This window comes from Mucilaginibacter sp. P4_C11 (genome assembly GCF_056402115.1).
Genome location: NZ_JBFUIA010000018.1, coordinates 49134 through 67553, shown reverse-complemented (window position 1 = coordinate 67553; position 18420 = coordinate 49134). Strand labels below are relative to the sequence as shown.

General features: G+C 43.5%; 10 protein-coding genes. 9 read left to right on the top strand and 1 reads right to left on the bottom strand.

Annotation, left to right across the window (positions count from 1 at the left end; all coding sequences use genetic code 11):
- Positions 1–178 precede the first annotated feature (178 nt).
- The gene (locus AC1DU2_RS17490; protein WP_477385567.1) at positions 179–3382 is read left to right on the top strand and encodes a glycoside hydrolase family 2 TIM barrel-domain containing protein; all 3204 of its coding nucleotides are present in this window, start codon (positions 179–181) and stop codon (positions 3380–3382) included.
- A 109-nt stretch (positions 3383–3491) separates the two neighbouring features.
- Positions 3492–4754, top strand: a complete 1263-nt coding sequence (locus AC1DU2_RS17485; RefSeq protein ID WP_477385565.1) for a PQQ-dependent sugar dehydrogenase — start codon at positions 3492–3494, stop codon at positions 4752–4754.
- Positions 4755–4827: 73 nt separating this feature from the next.
- On the opposite strand, the gene AC1DU2_RS17480 is transcribed toward AC1DU2_RS17485, so the two are convergent.
- Positions 4828–5400 carry an RNA polymerase sigma factor gene (locus AC1DU2_RS17480; RefSeq protein WP_477385563.1) on the bottom strand — a complete coding sequence of 191 codons (573 nt, stop codon included), beginning with the start codon at positions 5398–5400 and terminating at the stop codon, positions 4828–4830.
- 122 nt (positions 5401–5522) lie between these two features.
- Here AC1DU2_RS17480 and AC1DU2_RS17475 point away from each other — a divergent pair, with 122 nt between their 5' ends.
- The 7 genes from AC1DU2_RS17475 (at position 5523) to AC1DU2_RS17445 (ending at position 18241) form a co-directional block, all read left to right on the top strand.
- A complete protein-coding gene (locus tag AC1DU2_RS17475; protein WP_477385561.1) occupies positions 5523–6677 on the top strand; it encodes a FecR family protein in 1155 nt (384 codons plus the stop codon).
- Between the two features lie 214 nt (positions 6678–6891).
- Complete coding sequence (locus AC1DU2_RS17470; RefSeq protein ID WP_477385559.1) at positions 6892–10203, top strand: TonB-dependent receptor; 3312 nt, start codon at positions 6892–6894, stop codon at positions 10201–10203.
- Between the two features lie 25 nt (positions 10204–10228).
- Positions 10229–12022: a RagB/SusD family nutrient uptake outer membrane protein gene (locus AC1DU2_RS17465; protein ID WP_477385557.1), complete on the top strand. Its 1794-nt coding sequence runs from the start codon at positions 10229–10231 to the stop codon at positions 12020–12022.
- A 29-nt stretch (positions 12023–12051) separates the two neighbouring features.
- Complete coding sequence (locus AC1DU2_RS17460) at positions 12052–13029, top strand: BT_3987 domain-containing protein (RefSeq protein WP_477385555.1); 978 nt, start codon at positions 12052–12054, stop codon at positions 13027–13029.
- A 252-nt stretch (positions 13030–13281) separates the two neighbouring features.
- Positions 13282–14889 (top strand): RICIN domain-containing protein, encoded by a 1608-nt coding sequence (locus AC1DU2_RS17455; protein ID WP_477364582.1) that lies wholly within the window; start codon positions 13282–13284, stop codon positions 14887–14889.
- Positions 14890–15093: 204 nt separating this feature from the next.
- On the top strand, positions 15094–17247 hold the full coding sequence (locus AC1DU2_RS17450) for a glycoside hydrolase family 31 protein (RefSeq protein ID WP_477385553.1): 2154 nt from the start codon (positions 15094–15096) through the stop codon (positions 17245–17247).
- Between the two features lie 442 nt (positions 17248–17689).
- Positions 17690–18241 carry an RNA polymerase sigma factor gene (locus AC1DU2_RS17445; protein ID WP_477385551.1) on the top strand — a complete coding sequence of 184 codons (552 nt, stop codon included), beginning with the start codon at positions 17690–17692 and terminating at the stop codon, positions 18239–18241.
- Positions 18242–18420 lie beyond the last annotated feature (179 nt).

The following is an 18420-nucleotide window of genomic DNA, read 5'->3' as shown; positions in this document are numbered from 1 at the left end:
TCACATTATACCCTTCACAAAAATGCTTTTATATACCGGATAATTTAACAAACCGGTCATTTAAATGTACATAACGGCAATAAATATGTATATAATGACAATTTATGCAGCCGAAATTTATATTTCTTTGCTGTTAATATCGTGTCCTGTAACCAATTTCAATTTATTATAAATACCTATGCGTAACCTTCTTTTTAGTAAACAACTTGCTAAACTTTTATTGATCTCCATTTTTATTCTTACCTTTAAAATAAGCCGGGGTTTTCAGCAACAACAAAGCACCGGGCTTTCAAAATCTGATACTGCTTTTGTGCCCAAAGAAATTGAAGATCCCGAAAATATCGGTATAAACAAAGAGGCCAGTCATGCTACGCTGATGCCCTATGCATCTTTAAAAGAAGCGCTGGCGGCAAACCGCCATGCATCATCGTTTAGCCGTAGCCTGAACGGATTGTGGAAATTTAACTGGGTAGATTGGCCTCAAAAACGTCCCGTTAACTTTTATAAAACCGATTATGATGTATCGGGTTGGAAAGATATCAAAGTGCCTTCAAACTGGCAGGTGGAAGGTTATGGTACACCATACTATAGCAACTTTACCTACATTTTTCAAAAGGATTTCCCGAGGGTGATGAGCACTCCGCCCGAAAAATATACGGCGTTTAAAGAACGTAATCCGGTAGGCAGCTATCGCCGCGATTTTACAGTACCCGCAGATTGGGCCGGGCGTCATATCTTTATCACCTTTGATGGTGTCGACGCTGGTTTCTTCATTTGGGTAAATGGTAAAAAGGTAGGTTACAGCGTAAATAGCCGCAACGCCGCCGAATTTGATTTAACCAAATACATTAAATCAGGCAAAAACGTTTTAGCTGTTGAGGTTTACCGCTTCACCACGGGTAGCTACCTGGAAGACCAGGATATGTGGCGCTTAAGCGGCATTTTCAGAAACGTAACCCTTTGGAGCACACCGCAGGAGCATATCCGTGATTACTTTGTAAAAACCAATTTAGATAAACAATACAAGAATGCCGATGTAGTAGTATCGGCCAAGATTAAAAACTATGGTACCACACCTGTTAAAGCCAGGTTACTGGATGTGGCTTTGTACAACGGTTTGGTACCTGTACCGGGAGCCACTACCAAAAAGGCTATCCCTGCATTAAAACCCGGTGAGGAAGCGGTGGTTGAAGCTACCTTCCATGTAAACAATCCACAAAAGTGGACCGCGGAAACACCTAAGCTTTATACCGCCGTTGTTAAAATAGCCGACGGAAACCAAACGGTAGAAACCATATCGTCACGCACCGGTTTCAGGAACATCGAGATTAAAGGACGTTTGTTTTTGGTGAATGGCGTGCCTATCAAACTAAAAGGCGTTAACCGGCATGAAAACTGGCCAAACGATGGCCATGCGGTTACCGAAGAGCAAATGATACGGGATATTGTATTGATTAAACAAGCCAATTGTAACCATGTGCGCACCTGCCATTATTCTGACGATCCGCGTTGGTACGAACTGTGCGACCAGTATGGTATTTACCTGGTTGCCGAAGCTAACCTGGAGAGCCATGGAGCCTGGGATGAATTTAACGAAGAACCAAGGATCAAAGCCGCGTTGATTGACCGTAACGTGGCCAACGTGGAGAATTTTAAAAATCACCCATCGGTTATTATCTGGTCGCTGGGTAATGAGTGCGGCAGCGGCGGCTCAAACTTCCGGGCTATATTAAAGGTGATTAAGGACATCGACCCAACCCGCCCAACGCATTACCAAGGTTTTGGCATTGGCAATAACAATCCGGCCGATATGGACAGCGAAATGTATACCGATGTAGAGAACCTTGAAAAACATGCCAATGATAAAACGCTCACCAAACCTTTTTACCTGTGCGAATACGCGCATGCCATGTTCAACTCCATGGGGTCGGTAGATATTTATAATGACCTGTTTGATAAATATCCGCAGCTACTGGGCGGTGCCATTTGGGAATGGCAGGATCAGGGTATTTACAACAACCGCGATCCTAAACACCCCATAACCGCTTTTGGTGGTGGCTTTGGCGAGTATCCAAATGATCAATATTTTATTCATAAAGGTGTGGTGTTTTCCGATCGTTCTTTAAAACCACACTACCCCGAGTTGAAGCATGCTTACCAATGGATCAGCATCAAAGCAAAAGATCTGAGAAACGGCGAGGTTACCATCAAAAACCGTTACCAGTTCATCAACCTGAATGGTTTAACTGCTAAATGGGAGGTAACAGAAAACGGTACCACCATATCATCTGGCAATTTAGCTTTAAAAGAAATTAAGCCAGGACAGGAGCAGGATATAAAAATTCCGTACAATATCACCCCAAAAGCTGGCGCCGAATACTTTTTAAGGGTATCATTTGATCTGGCAGCCGATAAATTATGGGCCAAAAAAGGATTTGAAGTTGCGGCCCAGCAATTAGAATTACCAGTAGCTATCCCTGCCGCCGTGGTACGCCCGGTAGCCGGCAAACTAACCCTATCTGATTCAAAAAACGATATCAAGGTAAAAGGTGCAGGTTTTAAGTTGGAGTTTGATAAAGAGAAAGGCACTTTTTCAAAAATGGAAAAAGATGGCCAAAACGTTTTACGCGACAACGGCGGCCCAATGTTGCACCTGTGGCGTGCCCCGCATCGTAAAGATGATATGTGGGCTTACGACGATTGGGTTAAATATGGCTTAAAAGAAATAGCCTGGAAAACCGAAGAGGCGAAGGCCGCGCAACTTGCTAACGGCGATGTGGCTATAACAGCAAACCTTACCGGCACCGGTAAAAACGCATTTGTTGTACACCACCAGGTAGTTTATACCATTAACAGTAATGGCATTATCAAGGTTGATAATAACGTCAGTTTTAATGCCGATGCTAAACTAATATTAGCCAGGTTGGGCGTACGGATGTTTTTAAAGGAAGACCTTAATCAATTTGAATACTTTGGCCGCGGCCCGATGGAAAACTATGGCGATAGAAAAAGCGGGTTTGATGTAGGCCATTACTTTAGCAGCATAGCCCAACAGCTTACCCCATATGAAAAACCGATGGATTGCGGTAACCACGAGGATGTAAGATGGGCTAATGTAAGCGCAGCAAATGGTTTGGGTATAGCTATAAAAAAACAAACCGACCTGTTCCAGGTAACAGCATTGCCTTACAGCGATGAAGAAATGACGGATGTGGAGTATAAAATAGACTTGCCAAAAAGTAAGGGAACTGTGTTGTGTATTAGCCATCAAACCTTGGGTGTGGGCTCATATGGCTGCGGTCCGCGCCCTTTAGAGCAGTACCGGGTACACGCAAAAACTACTGCCTTCAGTTACTGTATAGAACTATTGGGTAAAAAGTAACAATCTGGTTAATTGTTTATAATTGCAAATGCTTGGGGAGCGACTATACGTTGCTCCCTTTATTTGCAAAGTATACCACTTAAACTTACACACCTGCCAACAAACTATTATGAAAAAAGTATTAATCAATAAACTTCTACCTGCATATCCGGCAATCCGCAAAGGCGCTTTTGCATTACTTGCCTTGGGCGTTGCTGTTATTATTTGTCCATCCTACATAGTTCCTAAATTAAAACCTGTTAAAGTAAAGGCCGATCCTACGCCCATAACCCTGAAAGTGCAATTGGTTACTAATAACCTGGAAGCACCTACTGCCATTGTTTTTCCGGGCAATGGGGATACCTGGGTGTTGGAGCAAAAGGGAAAGATCCGCATCATTAGGAACGGTAAATTGCTTGATGAACCTTTGCTCGATTTAAAAAGCAAAATGATAAAAGTGAACAATGGTTACGAGGAACGCGGCTTGTTGGGGATAGCCCTGCATCCCAAATTTAAAATCAACCACAAATTTTATGTTTTTTATAGCGCGCCATCGGCAAATAAATCCGACCATATGGATGTGATAGCCGAATATCAGGCACCCGCAAACACAGGCCCCATTGAGCCAGCCAGTGGCCGTATCATACTTACACAGGAAAAGCCAGACGGTAACCACGATGGCGGTTGTTTACAGTTTGGGCCCGATGGCTACCTGTATTTTTCATTTGGCGATGGCGGCGGCCAGGGCGATAAGCATGGCGAAATAGGTAACGGCCAAAAAATGGATATCATGCTGGGTAAAATATTACGTATTGATATCAACACACCACAGGGGTATTTAGTACCAAAAGATAATCCTTTTGTAGGACGTAAAGATGCAAGGGGCGAAATATGGGCCTACGGTTTCCGTAACCCTTACCGGTTTTCTTTTGACAAAGCATCCAACCAATTATTTGCCGGTGATGTTGGCCAGGATTTATGGGAAGAGGTTGATATTGTAAAAAAGGGCGGCAATTATGGCTGGAGGTTATTTGAAGGAACACATCCTTACAATCCTGCTAACGGTTCTGATACCAGGGGTATCACCATGCCCATATCAGAGTATCCCCACAAAGAAGGCGTATCTGTTATCGGCGGCTATGTTTACAACGGCAGGCAAGTACCTGTTTTAAAAGGCAAATACTTTTTTGCCGACTGGGCCGGGCCGATTTACTACCTGCAAAAGGCAGGTACTAAATGGGAAAGGAGTAAGGTAAGCCTGCAAAACCTTCCACCCGATTTAAAGATCACCGGTTTTGGGGAAGATGCCGCCGGAGAATTATTTATGCTCACCAACGCCGATACCGGGCCAGGCGCTGTTAAAGGAGGCGTTTATAAAATAGTGAAGAACTAATACTAAAAGAAAAAGGCTGCTCAACTGGGCAGCCTTTTTCTTTTACCGTATTTTTGGATAAGCACATCCTAAATTACATGAGGTGGATGAATATCAAAAGGTAAATGTGCTTAAAGCAAACTTTAAGGTGTTTTACGGCCAACGCCAGTTGATTTTCGACGGTGCGTTTGGATATCTGCAGCCTATCTGCAATTTCCTGGTTCGATAAATTGTCAAATCGACTCAATTCAAAAATTTCCTGGCATCTTTTGGGCAGCTTATCCAGGTGACCGTTTAGCTGGTTGTTAATTTCTGTTTGCTGTATGCGTATCTCTCCTTCGTTTGATTGATAGCTAACATCGGCAATCAGGCTGTCGTTAAAAACAATATCGAGTTTAGCCGCCTTGCGGCGTTTGTAAATTTGAAACCGAACCGAAGTTTGCATGAAATTAAAAAAGGATTCAATTTCCAGTTCCTTTCGCCGGTTCCAGATACTTACAAAAACATCGTTTACGGCCTCGGCACAAACCTCGTGATCATCCAGGTAATAATGGGCTGTTTTGTACAGGCTTACCCAGTAACGATCAAACAGCATATTGAATGCTATTTCATCGTCCTTACGTACGGCGTGCCATAGTTGGATATCTGTTTTGATAGGCTCTAACATTATAATTGGTATCTTAAAAATAATCAAAAAAAATTTATAATCATACAATAAAATAAAAAAAAGTCAAAAAAAGTATGTGAGTTTTTTTAAGGATGAGGTACTATACTTATATAAACCGCCAAATGTCAAAACAGGATTTTATTTCACTTTACGAAAAGTTTCTTTCGGGGCAATGTACCGATGAGGAAAAGGCCCTTTTGGAGCGTTATTATGAGGAGATAAAACTGTTAAACAACGATTGGGATGATACCTTGGGCGATAAGGAACAAACACGAAAGCTGATTTTGGATAAAATGGCAGATAGTGTTGATTTTCAACATGTAATCGCTATTTCTAAACGCCGGTCATACACCTGGATGGGTTATGCCGCATCGATAGTATTTTTGTTTGCCATAGGTTTTTGGGGATGGCATTACGTTGCCAAACATGGCGATAAAAAACAGGTTGTAAGTAGTATTCGCCCCGGAAAAAACATGGCCTATCTTACATTAGCCAATGGTAAATCTATCATACTTCAATACGCTAAAAACGGGCAGATAGCAGGTAGTGGTAATGTTATTATAAAAAAAATAAATAATGGAGTTTTGGCTTATTTTAAAAATAATAAAAATAATAATAAACAAAAAATAACTGCCGCTCCAGATAGTAATTTACTGACAATACCCCGTGGCGGTATTTTTCAAACAGTACTGGCCGATGGTACAAAAGTGTGGCTTAACTCGGCATCGTCATTAAAATATCCGGTTGCATTTGCCGGTACAGAGCGTAAGGTTGTACTCATTGGCGAGGCTTATTTTGAGGTTGCCAAAAATAAGGCCATGCCATTTAAGGTATCTGTTAACGGTACCGATGTGCGGGTATTAGGTACTCATTTTAATGTAATGGGTTACCCCGAAGACAACGAAATTAAAACCACATTACTGGAGGGTGCGGTTAAGCTGCATTCGCCGGCAGGCAACGCGCTGCTTGCCCCCGGGCAACAGGGTACCTGCGGTGTTCATAATGCAGGCTTTAGCATCAAAGATGTAAATACGGCCGATGTTGTGGCCTGGAAGGATGGCTTTTTTGTGTTTGATAACGAAAGTCTGCACAATATTATGTTAAAAATTGGGCGATGGTATAATGTAGATATCGTTTTTCAACACATCACCAACCAAAGCAGTTTTGGAGGCACTATTTCACGATATAAAAATATTGATGTTGTGCTGAAGGCTTTGGAAGCAACCGGATCTGTTCACTTTAAAATAGACGGAAGGAGGGTAGTTGTGATGGATTAACCCTTACCTATTTAAACTTCATAACGATCCTTAAAACAAAAGAGACCAGGAGTAGGTCGAAGTACCCCCGGTCAAAACACCTTTCGGCATTAAGGATCAATAACTGATTATTTCTTACAACCAATTAATTACTAACCTTAACCAAATGTATAAATTTTCTATTGCATTCCCGTGCAAAAGGGGTTCCCGTATCCTATCAAAATTTTTGCTGATAATGAAACTCACGTTTGTTTTATTAATAGCGGCATTGCTTCATGTAAGTGCCGCTACTTATTCGCAAAACATTAGCCTGAAAGTGAAAGATGTTTCGCTTTTAGATGTGTTTAAACAATTGCACCGCCAGGCCGGTGTTGAATTTGTGTACGATGATAAAATGCTGAAGGAGGCTAAGCCCATCAGTATAAACGTTGTAAACGAGCCCTTAACAAAAGTCCTTGATAAATGCTTTTCGCAGCAACCATTAAGCTACGAAATGATCCAGAACATGATTGTTATTAAGCGAAGGGCTGTTAGCAGCCATACAGCTGTTATTGCACAACAGGTTCTGTCATTAACCGTAACCGGTAAGGTTGTTGATGAAAAAGGCTTGCCCATACCGGCAGTAACCGTTAAGTTAAAAGATGGTAACATAAGTACATCAACCAGGGGCGATGGCACCTACACAATCAAACTTCCGGATGGTACAGGTACCCTGGTTTTTACTTTTGTTGGCTATAGCCCGCAGGAAATTCCTGTAAATAATGCTACCCGGATCAATGTAACCCTTAAAGAATCATCAACAGGCCTAAGCGATGTGGTGGTGGTAGCTTACGGGCAACAGAAAAAGGTAAGCGTTATTGGCGCTATAAGTACCGTAAAGGCCGAAGATTTGAAAATGCCGGTTGCCAATATTACCGATGTGCTTGCCGGGCGCGTAGCGGGCATTATAGGCGTGCAACGCAGCGGGCAGCCTGGTTATGATAATGCCGAGATCTACATCCGCGGTATCTCTACCTTTACCAATAGCAGTCCGCTTGTTTTGGTAGATGGGGTAGAGCGTGATTTTGGTAATGTAGATCCTGAAGATATAGCCAGTTTCAGTATCCTGAAAGATGCATCGGCAACGGCTGTGTATGGCGTGCGGGGTGCCAACGGGGTAATTCTTATTCAAACAAAAAAAGGCAGGGTTGGTAAGCCTATCATTAATGCCCAGTACGACCAGGGAATTACCCAATTTACCAAAATTCCGAAGTTTGCTGATGGGGTAACTTATATGGAGATGGCCAATGAGGCCAACAGGAACAGTAACCCCAATGATCCGTTACCTAAGTATTCGCAGGACAGGATCCAAAAAACGGCCGATGGCTCGGATCCAGACCTTTATCCCAATGTGGATTGGTTTAAAACACTGTTTAACAAAACAGGCCAAAACCGCCGCGCCCGCGTTAACGCCAACGGCGGGTCGGAGAGCGCACAGTATTACCTGTCTTTAGGCTACTACGATGAAACCGGTTTGTATAAAACAGACCAGTTGGCTAACTATAACTCGGCCATTAAGTTTAACAGGTACAATTTTACATCAAACTTAACGCTCAAAGTTACCAAAACCACCAAGGTTGATTTTGGCGCTTCGGGCTGGATAAGCAATGGTAATTATCCGGGTAGTTCCGTAGATGCCATCTGGAGCTCGGCATATTTATTACCGCCAATTATCATTCCACCGGTATATTCAAATGGACTGCATTCACAGATCCGTACGGGCGATGTATTAAACCCCTATAACCTGCTCACCCAAAGCGGCTACGTAACCGAGTTTAAAAGCCAGCTGTGGAGCAATATTCGCGTTACTCAGGATTTGGGCTTTTGGTTGAAAGGGTTGTCAATAACGGGCATGTTCTCATTTGATAATTACAATGCCCATATCATCAGCCGTACCAAAACGGTAGATGGCTATTTAGCCACCGGGCGCGATGCACAAGGCAATCTTTTGCTCGATAAAACATCCATCGGTACCAGCTTTTTGGGTTACGGCCGCAGCAATGGGGGCACCCGCCAGTTTTATGACGAAGCTGCAATAAACTACAGTAACAACGTAGGTAAGCATAGTTTTACAGGTTTGGTGCTGTTTAATCAATCGGATAAAGAAGATGCTTTTGCCGGCGATTTTATTAGCTCGATACCTTACCGGTACATGGGCCTGGCAGGGCGCGTTACCTATGCTTACGATAATAAATACCTGGCCGAAGCCAATTTTGGATACAACGGTTCAGAAACCTTTGCACCCGATCATCGCTTTGGTTTCTTCCCTTCATTCGGCGCCGGATGGGTAGTATCTGAAGAGAAGTTTTTTAAACCACTTTCGGATGTGTTTCAGTTTCTGAAGCTGCGTTACTCCTATGGCGTTGTTGGTAACAGTAATATTGGCGGCCGTCGTTTCGCTTATATATCAACGGTAGGCGGTGGTAACGGCAATTACTCTTACGGCCAAAACGGAACCAATCAAACCATCAACGGACTGGATATTGGCGATTATGCCGTAAGCGTGACCTGGGAAAAAGCAAAAAAACAAAATTTAGGTTTAGAGGTAAAAATGCTGGATAACCTGATATCCCTTACAGCCGATGTTTTCCAGGAATATCGTACCGGCATATTCCGCCAGCGTGGCGATGTGCCTACCTACACAGGTTTATTATCACTTCCATATGCCAACCTGGGCGAAATACACAACAGGGGAGTAGATGCCTCGCTGGAGGTTACCAAACGCCTTGGAGAAGATTGGCAATTGGGGCTTCGCGGAAACTTTACCTATAATAAAGCTATCAACATTAATGATGCCAACGCTCCGTGGCCATACCCATGGCAGCAACGGATTGGCCGCCCTGTTGGTCAGCGGTTTGGCTATACCGCTTTGGGGCTATTTCAGAATGATGCCGATGTGGCAAACAGCCCTTATCAAACAGGCACAAACAAAGCCGGAGATATTAAATACAAGGATTTAAATGGCGACGGAAAAATTGACAGCTATGACCAGGGGCCTATTGGCCATGGTAGTATTCCCTCAATTGTTTACGGCTTTGGGCCTACTATAAACTATAAGGGTTTTGCACTTGGAGCATGGTTTAAGGGAATTAGTGATGTGGATATTTCATTGAATGGCGATGGCCTGCAGCCCTTTAGCCAGGGTGGCGAACGTGGCAACCTTTTAGCCCAGATAACAGACCGCTGGACACCTACCAACACCAACCCTCATCCACTTTACCCAAGACTTACCTATGGCAACGATAATATGAACTATGTAAACAGTACATGGTGGGTTAAAAATGGTGCCTTTATGCGGATGCAGACACTGGAGCTAAGCTATGATTTTGCGCACGCAAGTTGGTTAAAACCTACAGGAATGTCAAATCTGAGCATTTATTTTATCGGCTACAATTTGTGGACTGTAAGTGGATTTAAACTATGGGATGTTGAATTGGGAGACGGCCGGGGTGCGCAGTACCCATTGCTTAAAACCTATAACCTGGGTTTAAAATGCACCTTTAAATAGTGGTTATTATCAAATATAAACAGATATGAAAAATACAATCATAAAATATAGCGTGGCAATGCTCATTTTAATATTGCCATGTACCGGGTGCAAAAAATACCTTGACCAGGTGCCTAACGACCGTGTTACGATAGAACAGATTTTTCAAAAAAAGGGACCGTCGGAGCAATACCTGGCCAACGTATACAGCTATGTTGATGACGAGGCTGATCAATGGACACAAAATCCATGGCTTGGCAATGCCGACGAGGCTGATGTAACGTGGTCTAAATACACCATTTACGATCTTAATATTGGTAACATTAGCGCAGGCAACGCGCTTTTTGATAAATGGAACCATTATTACAACGGCATCCGCTCAGCTACTTATTTTATAAATCATATTACGGGCAATGCAGAAATTTTAGCCCTTAACGGCCAACAACTGATAGGTCAATATATCGCCGAGGCCAGGTTTTTACGGGCTTACTACTACTTCTTACTGATGCGGCAATATGGCCCGGTAGTATTGATGGGGGATAAAGAAATTCCTGCCGATGCCACAGCCAATGATATGCAAATACCGCGCAGTTCTTTTGATGATTGTGTAAACTACGTGAGCAGCGAACTGGATAAAGCCGCGGCGGTGTTGCCGCAGGTGCCTTCAAACAATGGGCAGGCAAGCGATGTGCAGTACGGCCGCGCTACGATAGGCATGGCGCTTGCGGTTAAGTCGCGGTTGTTGCTATATGCGGCAAGCCCGTTATATAACGGCAATACCGATTTAGCCAGCTTTAAAAATAAGGATGGCAAACCAATGATTAACCAAAGTTATGACGTTGCCAAATGGAAAAAGGCTGCCGATGCTGCCAAAGCCGTAATTGACTTGGGTTTGTACTCATTATATAAAGACCCTGTTGGCGATCCGGTAAAATCATACCAGAATATATTCCTTATTCCGTGGAACTCCGAGCAGATATTTGTGCGTAAGGACAACAATTTACCATCATATGATGTAAACTCGATGCCCCGCCAGGCCGGCGGCTGGAATGGTGTAGCCGTAACACAGGAGCAGGTAGATTCTTATTATATGAACGATGGTTTGCCTATTCATGAATCATCTGCCTATTCAGAAACTGGTTTTACCACGGTGAATGGTGTTTCGGTTTACAATATGTATGTGAATCGCGAGCCGCGTTTTTATGCGTCGGTTACTTATAACAACAGTATTTTCCAGGGTGGTAATATGAAAAGTGCGGCACCTATCTCGTTTTTTGTAAGCGGGCCCAACGGCAAAAACGGGCACCCTACAGATTGGTCGAAAACCGGCTATCTGGTCAGGAAAAATATTGGTACGCAAACCAACGGAGGGTCGGGCGGTAACGGCGCTGCCCAGTCACGGCCCGAAATTCTTTTTAGGCTTGGCGAAATTTATTTAAACTATGTCGAGGCACTGAACGAATATGCACCCGGCAGCGCCGATATTGTCAAATACCTGAATTTGATAAGAGATAGGGCAGGCATCCCGCTATATGGAAGTGGTGCAAAACCTATCCCTGTACCGCCAAGCCAGGCAGATATGCGTACACGTATCTGGGCCGAGCGAAGGGTTGAGCTTGCTTTTGAACAGCAACGCTGGTTTGATATCCGCCGGTGGAAAATTGCACCCCAGGTTATGGGCGCCGTTCATGGTATGAATATCAACAAGGATGGCAATGATTTTTTTAATCGTGTTGTAGCAAGCAACCATCTTTTCCGCACCCCGGCATCTTATTGGTTCCCTATAAGCCAGTATGATATGGACAGATCAAAACTGGTTGTTCAAAATCCAGGATGGTAATCAAGTTATTCACCTTAAAAATTCAAGTTATGTTAACTAAAAATATTTCAATGTTTATATTGTTTGCCGGCCTGGCCGGCAGCAGCTTGCTTTATAGCTGTAAGGATAAAGTTGATTTACCAAACCAGCCTGTTGATAGCTATAGCCAGGTTTATATGCCCGAAGCTGTAAATAACCCGGTAGTTAAAACTTTTAAAATAACCGATAGCGCACAAACCGCTATTTACGGAGCAAATTTTGGCGGGCAAAACTATCCAACAACCGATATACCAATCAATTTTACCGTAAATAGCGCCATGGTTGATAGTTTCAATGTGGTAAACAAAACCGATTATACACTTTTGCCAGCCAGGAGTTATACACTATCAAACCCAACTGCTACTATTCTTAAAGGGCAGTTAAGCACAAGTCCGTTCACTATATCCTTTAAAACCAAAGGCGCGGATGCTATGGATGCTTTAAAAACATACCTATTGCCTGTAAGTGTCTCCACTACAACTGCGAAGGTAAATCAAACACTACGTACTACCTTTTACCAGGTAAAGGCCCAGCCAGATTTTAATGACTACCCAAATTACGACAGATCAAAATGGCAGGTTATAGGTTTTTCATCACAGGAGGCAAGCGGCGAAGGGCCCAACAATGGCCGCGCGATATTTGCACTGGATGGTAATGTAAACACGTTTTGGCATTCCAATTGGTCGGGCGCGTCACCGGGGCCTCCACATTATATTATTATTGATATGGGCGCGGTAGCTACCTTACACGGCTTATCATTTGTAGGCAGGCAGGGCGATGGCGGTGGCAAACCCAATGAGGTTAATGTACAGGTAAGTGTTGATAATATTAAGTGGGTTGACGCGGGCACGTTTAACCTGCTGAATAATAAGGACCTGCAACAACAATTTCTCCCGGGCGGGTTCAAAGACGCGCGGTACTTTAAAGTGACCATCAATTCGGCCTACAACGCATCCTACATGCAGGTAGCAGAATTGAACGCTTTTTAAAAATAATACCCTATAGGTGGAATGCTGCCGTCCACCTATAGGTTTCTGCCATTTTAAGTTTGATAACAGGTATTACTGATCAACCCATAATTGCAATGTTGGGGGGGCGGCTATTTGTGAGTAAAATTTAAATTGTGACCCTACACTATATGAAAAAACATCTTTTCCGGGAAAATCCCGGCAGGCATTCCTGTTGCCTGTTGCTGCCATTATTAACCAGCACCATTTTAAACAATCTATAAAAACAATGTTATGAAGAAAAACCATTTGAAAAACAACAAGCTGATGAGGGGCATTATCCCGATTGCAGCCGGGGTAGCCGTTATGTTTTCGGCTTGTAAGAAAACAGAAACCCCTAAAACAGACGCCGGGCAAACGGCGGGTGGGGCAAAGCTGGCTGTACACACCAGCGCGGCCAATGCCGGCAATGCCGATGCCGCCTTTAACGCATATAATAACGCGTTCCTGGTAAACTCGGGCGGGCAAACTTATTACAAAAAAGCCATTAATGATGGTACTGCCGACGGTACCTGGGTTGCATCGCTGGATATTTTAGTGGCCGAAGATGCCTACGAGCGCACTGGGAGCGCCGCACATAAAACGTTGGTAAATAACTTATGTAATACCTGGCTGCAAAACACCCAACCACCATGGACATGGGATGGCTGGAATGATGATATTGGCTGGTTTTCTTTGGCGCTTATTCGTGGTTACCAGATGACAGGTACCGCTAATTTTCTAACGCAGGCCAAATATGGTTTTGATATGGCCTACGCCCGCGGTTGGGATACCCAATATAATGGCGGTGGCATTTGGGAGCAACAACCCAATATGACACCGGCAGGGCAGCCTATAAACAAGGAGGCTTTATCAAATAATAGCTTAGGTAAGGTGGCTTGTCTTATTTACCAAAGCACGCATGACCAGGCATACCTGACCAAAGCTACCCAGATATATGACTGGGTTTGGAATCATATTTACAATTCAAGTACCGGGCAGGTTTACACGGGGATAGATCGTAACAATGTGGTAGATCATGGGGCGGCCGTTTATAACCAGGGTACGTTTGTTGATTTTGCCAACCTGCTGTACCAGGTAACCGGCAATATTAATTATTACAATGATGCCAAACGATCTATCGACTATGTGAAAAACAATATGACCACCAATGGTATCATCACCAACAACGCAGGCTACCTGAATACCTGGGGCGATGAGTTTGCCCGCGGACTTGGCCATTTTGTACGCGATAACCACATGTGGAGCACCTATTACCCATGGATGGCGCAAAACGCAACCGCTATTTGGAACAACCGCCGCACCGACTATAATATTACCTGGAACGGTTGGGACCAGGCTACGCCAACAGATAATAGCTTAACCACAAGTAAGTTTGCCAGCGCAGTGGCGTGGTTGCAATACACGCCAGGTTCGCAACCCGATAACCTTGCCGGTGTACATGTTATTGTGAGCAGTCAAAATGGTATCGCAGTAGATAACGGCAGCCTGAGCGGCAACGGAACCGGAGTGGTACAATGGGGATTGAATAACGGGCTGAGCCAAAAGTGGAACTTTACCCAAAACGAAGATAATTCGTGGAATATTGTTAGTCAATACAGTTGGCTTGCATTAGATGTGCCGGGAGGTGCCACAACCAACGGGCTGCAGCTTATCCAGTACACGCCAGCCAGGAATACCAACCAGCGCTGGTGGGTTGACAAGCAATCGGATGGTACTTACAAAATATGGAACCAGGCTACAAACGGAGCGTTGGACAATTCCAGCTCATCTGTAAATGGTTATAAACTTGTTCAATGGGGTTGGAACGGTGGGGCTGCCCAACGTTGGTTAATCCAATAGTAAGCGTTACATCTTCAGGTGCAGGTTTTTTGCTGTTGTGTTAGATAATACAGGCAATTGACATTGGCAGTGAAAAGCCTGCACTTTGATAATTTTTTATACCCCAATTCCGGTCGCTGCTGTTTAAAACTGATTGAATGCATTTTCGAGACCCGATAGCAAACTCCAAGCCATCACAAGTGACTAACAATTGTATATTTGTTTATGAAATTTACAACCCGGATTAGCTTGCTGCTGCTTGTTTTACTTCACAATATTTGCTTTTTTGCTGTCGCACAACAGCCGGCGCAGGTAGCAACTGTTTCACCGGGCGTAAAAAAACTAACATCGGGCCAGCCGGAAAAATTTTCCCCATATAGCTTCTGTGATGAAAAACCGATGGTAGCAGAGATGAGCGAATTGCCTGAAGCCAAACTGCCGTTCAATGTCAATGATATTAAGATCAATATTTCTGATCGCGGGGTGCTTGTTGAGATACCTTTAGACAACGAAGAACAGCTTTATGGATTCGGCCTGCAAATGGGGTCTTTTAATCAAAAAGGCCTTAGAAAAAAGCCGATAGTTAATGATAACCCTTCACACGATCTGGGATATACCCATGCACCCATGCCATTCTACGTATCGAACAAGGGTTATGGCATCCTGGTGAATACCTCTCATTACACCACCTTTTACTGCGGCAGCACCGCTAAAAATACGGGTGCGGTTCATGTAAATGATGGCAAAAGCGGTAACTCTGTTGAAGAACTGTATAAAAATGATCGCCCGGCCTCCGGCTATGTTGCTGTAGATGTTCCGGGTGTGCAGGGCGTTGAGGTTTATATATTTGAAGGTCCTGAATTGATCAATGTTTTACAGCGTTATAACTTATTTTCGGGCGGCGGCGCCTTGCCTGCTATGTGGGGCCTCGGCGTTAAGTACCGCGTAAAAGCAGACTTTAACCAACAGCAGGTAGAAAAGATGGCCGATTATTTCCGGGCGAATGATATTCCCTGCGATGTGCTGGGCCTGGAACCGAAATGGCAAACAACCGCCTATTCCTGTTCGTATGTGTGGAATAAAGATTTTTTCCCTGATCACGACAAGTTTATAGATACCATGAAAGCTAAAGGATTTCACATTAACCTGTGGGAACATGCGTTCGTAAATCCTAAATCGCCGCTTTATATGCCCCTTAAAAATAAATCGGGAGATTACCTGGTTTGGAATGGCCTTGTCCCGGATTTTGTTGATCCTGGCGCCAGTAAATTATTTGCCGACTATCATAAGGAAACCTTTGTTCTGAAAGGTATTTCGGGCTTTAAAATGGATGAGTGTGATAATTCCAACCTGACGACGGGAAATTCCACCTGGAGCTTCCCTGAACATAGTCGTTTTCCCTCAGGAATTAACGGCGAGCAAATGCACCAGGTTTTCGGTGTTGTATATCAAAAAACAGTTTATAATATTTATAAAGAACTTAACACCCGTACTTTTCTGGATGTGCGGGCTTCCAATGCATTTGCCTCCTCTTATCCTGCATCGCTTTATAGTGATACCTACGATCATCATGAATATATCCAGATGATCAGTAATTCCGGGTTTTCAGGCTTGATCTGGTCGCCCGAAGTGAGGGAATCCAGGTCGATTGCCGACCTGATGCGGCGTAGTCAAACGGCGGTACTTTCTGCTCAAACACTTTACAATTCCTGGTACCTGCAAAATCCGCCATGGCTGCAAATCAACAGAGATAAAAATAATAAAAACGAGTTTATGGAGAACGCGAAAGCTGTGGAGGCTGATGTGCGTAAACTCCTTAATTTCAGGATGAGCCTGGTTCCTTATCTGTATAGTGCTTTTGCCGACTACCATACAAAGGGAATCCCGCCGTTCAGAGCCCTGGTTGTTGATTATCCAACCGACCCGAAAGTGTTCAATATAGACGATGAATATATGATCGGTCAGGGAATTTTGGCTGCTCCGCTTACCGAAAATAGCGACGAGCGCAAGGTTTACCTTCCTGCAGGTAACTGGTACGATTTCAACACCGGTAAAAAATATCCTGGCGGTCAGGAATATGTAATAAAAACCAACTATACCGATTTGCCAATATTTGTGAAAGAGGGCACCATATTGCCTTTGGCAAGGCCGGTTGAATACATAAGCCCGGAAACCCGTTTCGAACTTACCTGCTATGTGTATGGCGATCAAGCGAAGCCTTTCTCCTTATTCGAAGACGATGGCGTTACCTTCGACTTTGAAAAGGGAAAATACAACACTCTTAGTTTAAACTATCAGAACGGTAGGGGCGTGGTAAAAAAAGCCGGTTCTTTCAAAGGCAGCAGGTACCATATTGCAAAATGGGAAGTGATCAGGTAAAATTCCTACCACATGCTGCTATGCCGGAGAGTCGGACCTCAATGGATATTTCCATTCGATGAAAGACGAAGTTTGTTGACCATGGTATCTCGTTAGTAATGGAAGAATTTGCAGCCTGGCACCTTGGCAGTGTCTACCAAATTGTTAGCAGATAAAGTTCTAAAGCGTTTAGAGATTGGCGGCTGGATTGGGCTTAGCCGGTATCGTCCATATTCAACGTGTTTTTTACTCATAACCCGTGCAGGAACGGGCAACTATTGCGCCGGCTGACCCTGTTTCGCGCTCATGGATATATTTAGTGTTTTTATTGGTATATTTATTACTAAAAATCCTGTTTATTTAACTAAATTTGAATTTACTGTATGTTTTATTGTTAAATTGGTATTTCTGATGTCTCGTGAGATTAGGCCATATGTATGATGATCAGCAACTTCTGCAAAAAATGATTGCAGGTGATGAATTGGCATTTGCCCGCTTATTTGGAAATTATAAAGGGTTGATTTATCACTTTGTAATGAAGTATGTTAACTCGCCATTACTGGCAGAAGACCTTACGCAGGAAGTATTTATAAAAATATGGGAAAACAGGACTAACCTTTTGGCCGTCACCTCTTTTAAAAGCTATTTATTTACAGTAGCAAAAAATCATACCCTGAATAGCATGAAGGCGGCTTTTCGCTCCGAAGCTGCGCTGGGACTGGTTGTAAATAGCTTTATTGCGGCCAGAAATAGTACCGAAGATGAATTGATACACCAGGAATACCTTGCATTTTTAAGGCGGATATTAGAAAGCCTGCCGCCAAGAACAAGGGAAATATTTTATATGTGCCGTGAACAGGAAAAAACTTATGACGAAGTAGCACAGGAACTGGGAATTTCAAGGAATGCGGTAAAAAATCATATGGTAGCCTCTATGAAAGCGCTGAGTTTTTCCTTAAAAAAAGAACTTGGTATCTCTTTGACTGTTTTTTTTGCAATAGTCTCCCGCTATTAACCGTTGGTATCGACCGACTTTGTCAATTATTCCTGTTCTTGGCAGGTAATCCTTATTATATACCTGATTTTTCTGTCGTCGCGCTGTGATTTGGCCACCATTCTCGTCAATATTAACTTTTTTTTAACTTTTTATAAAATTCAGCTACCCTACAGGCGACTTTTCGTTGTCTTAGGCAT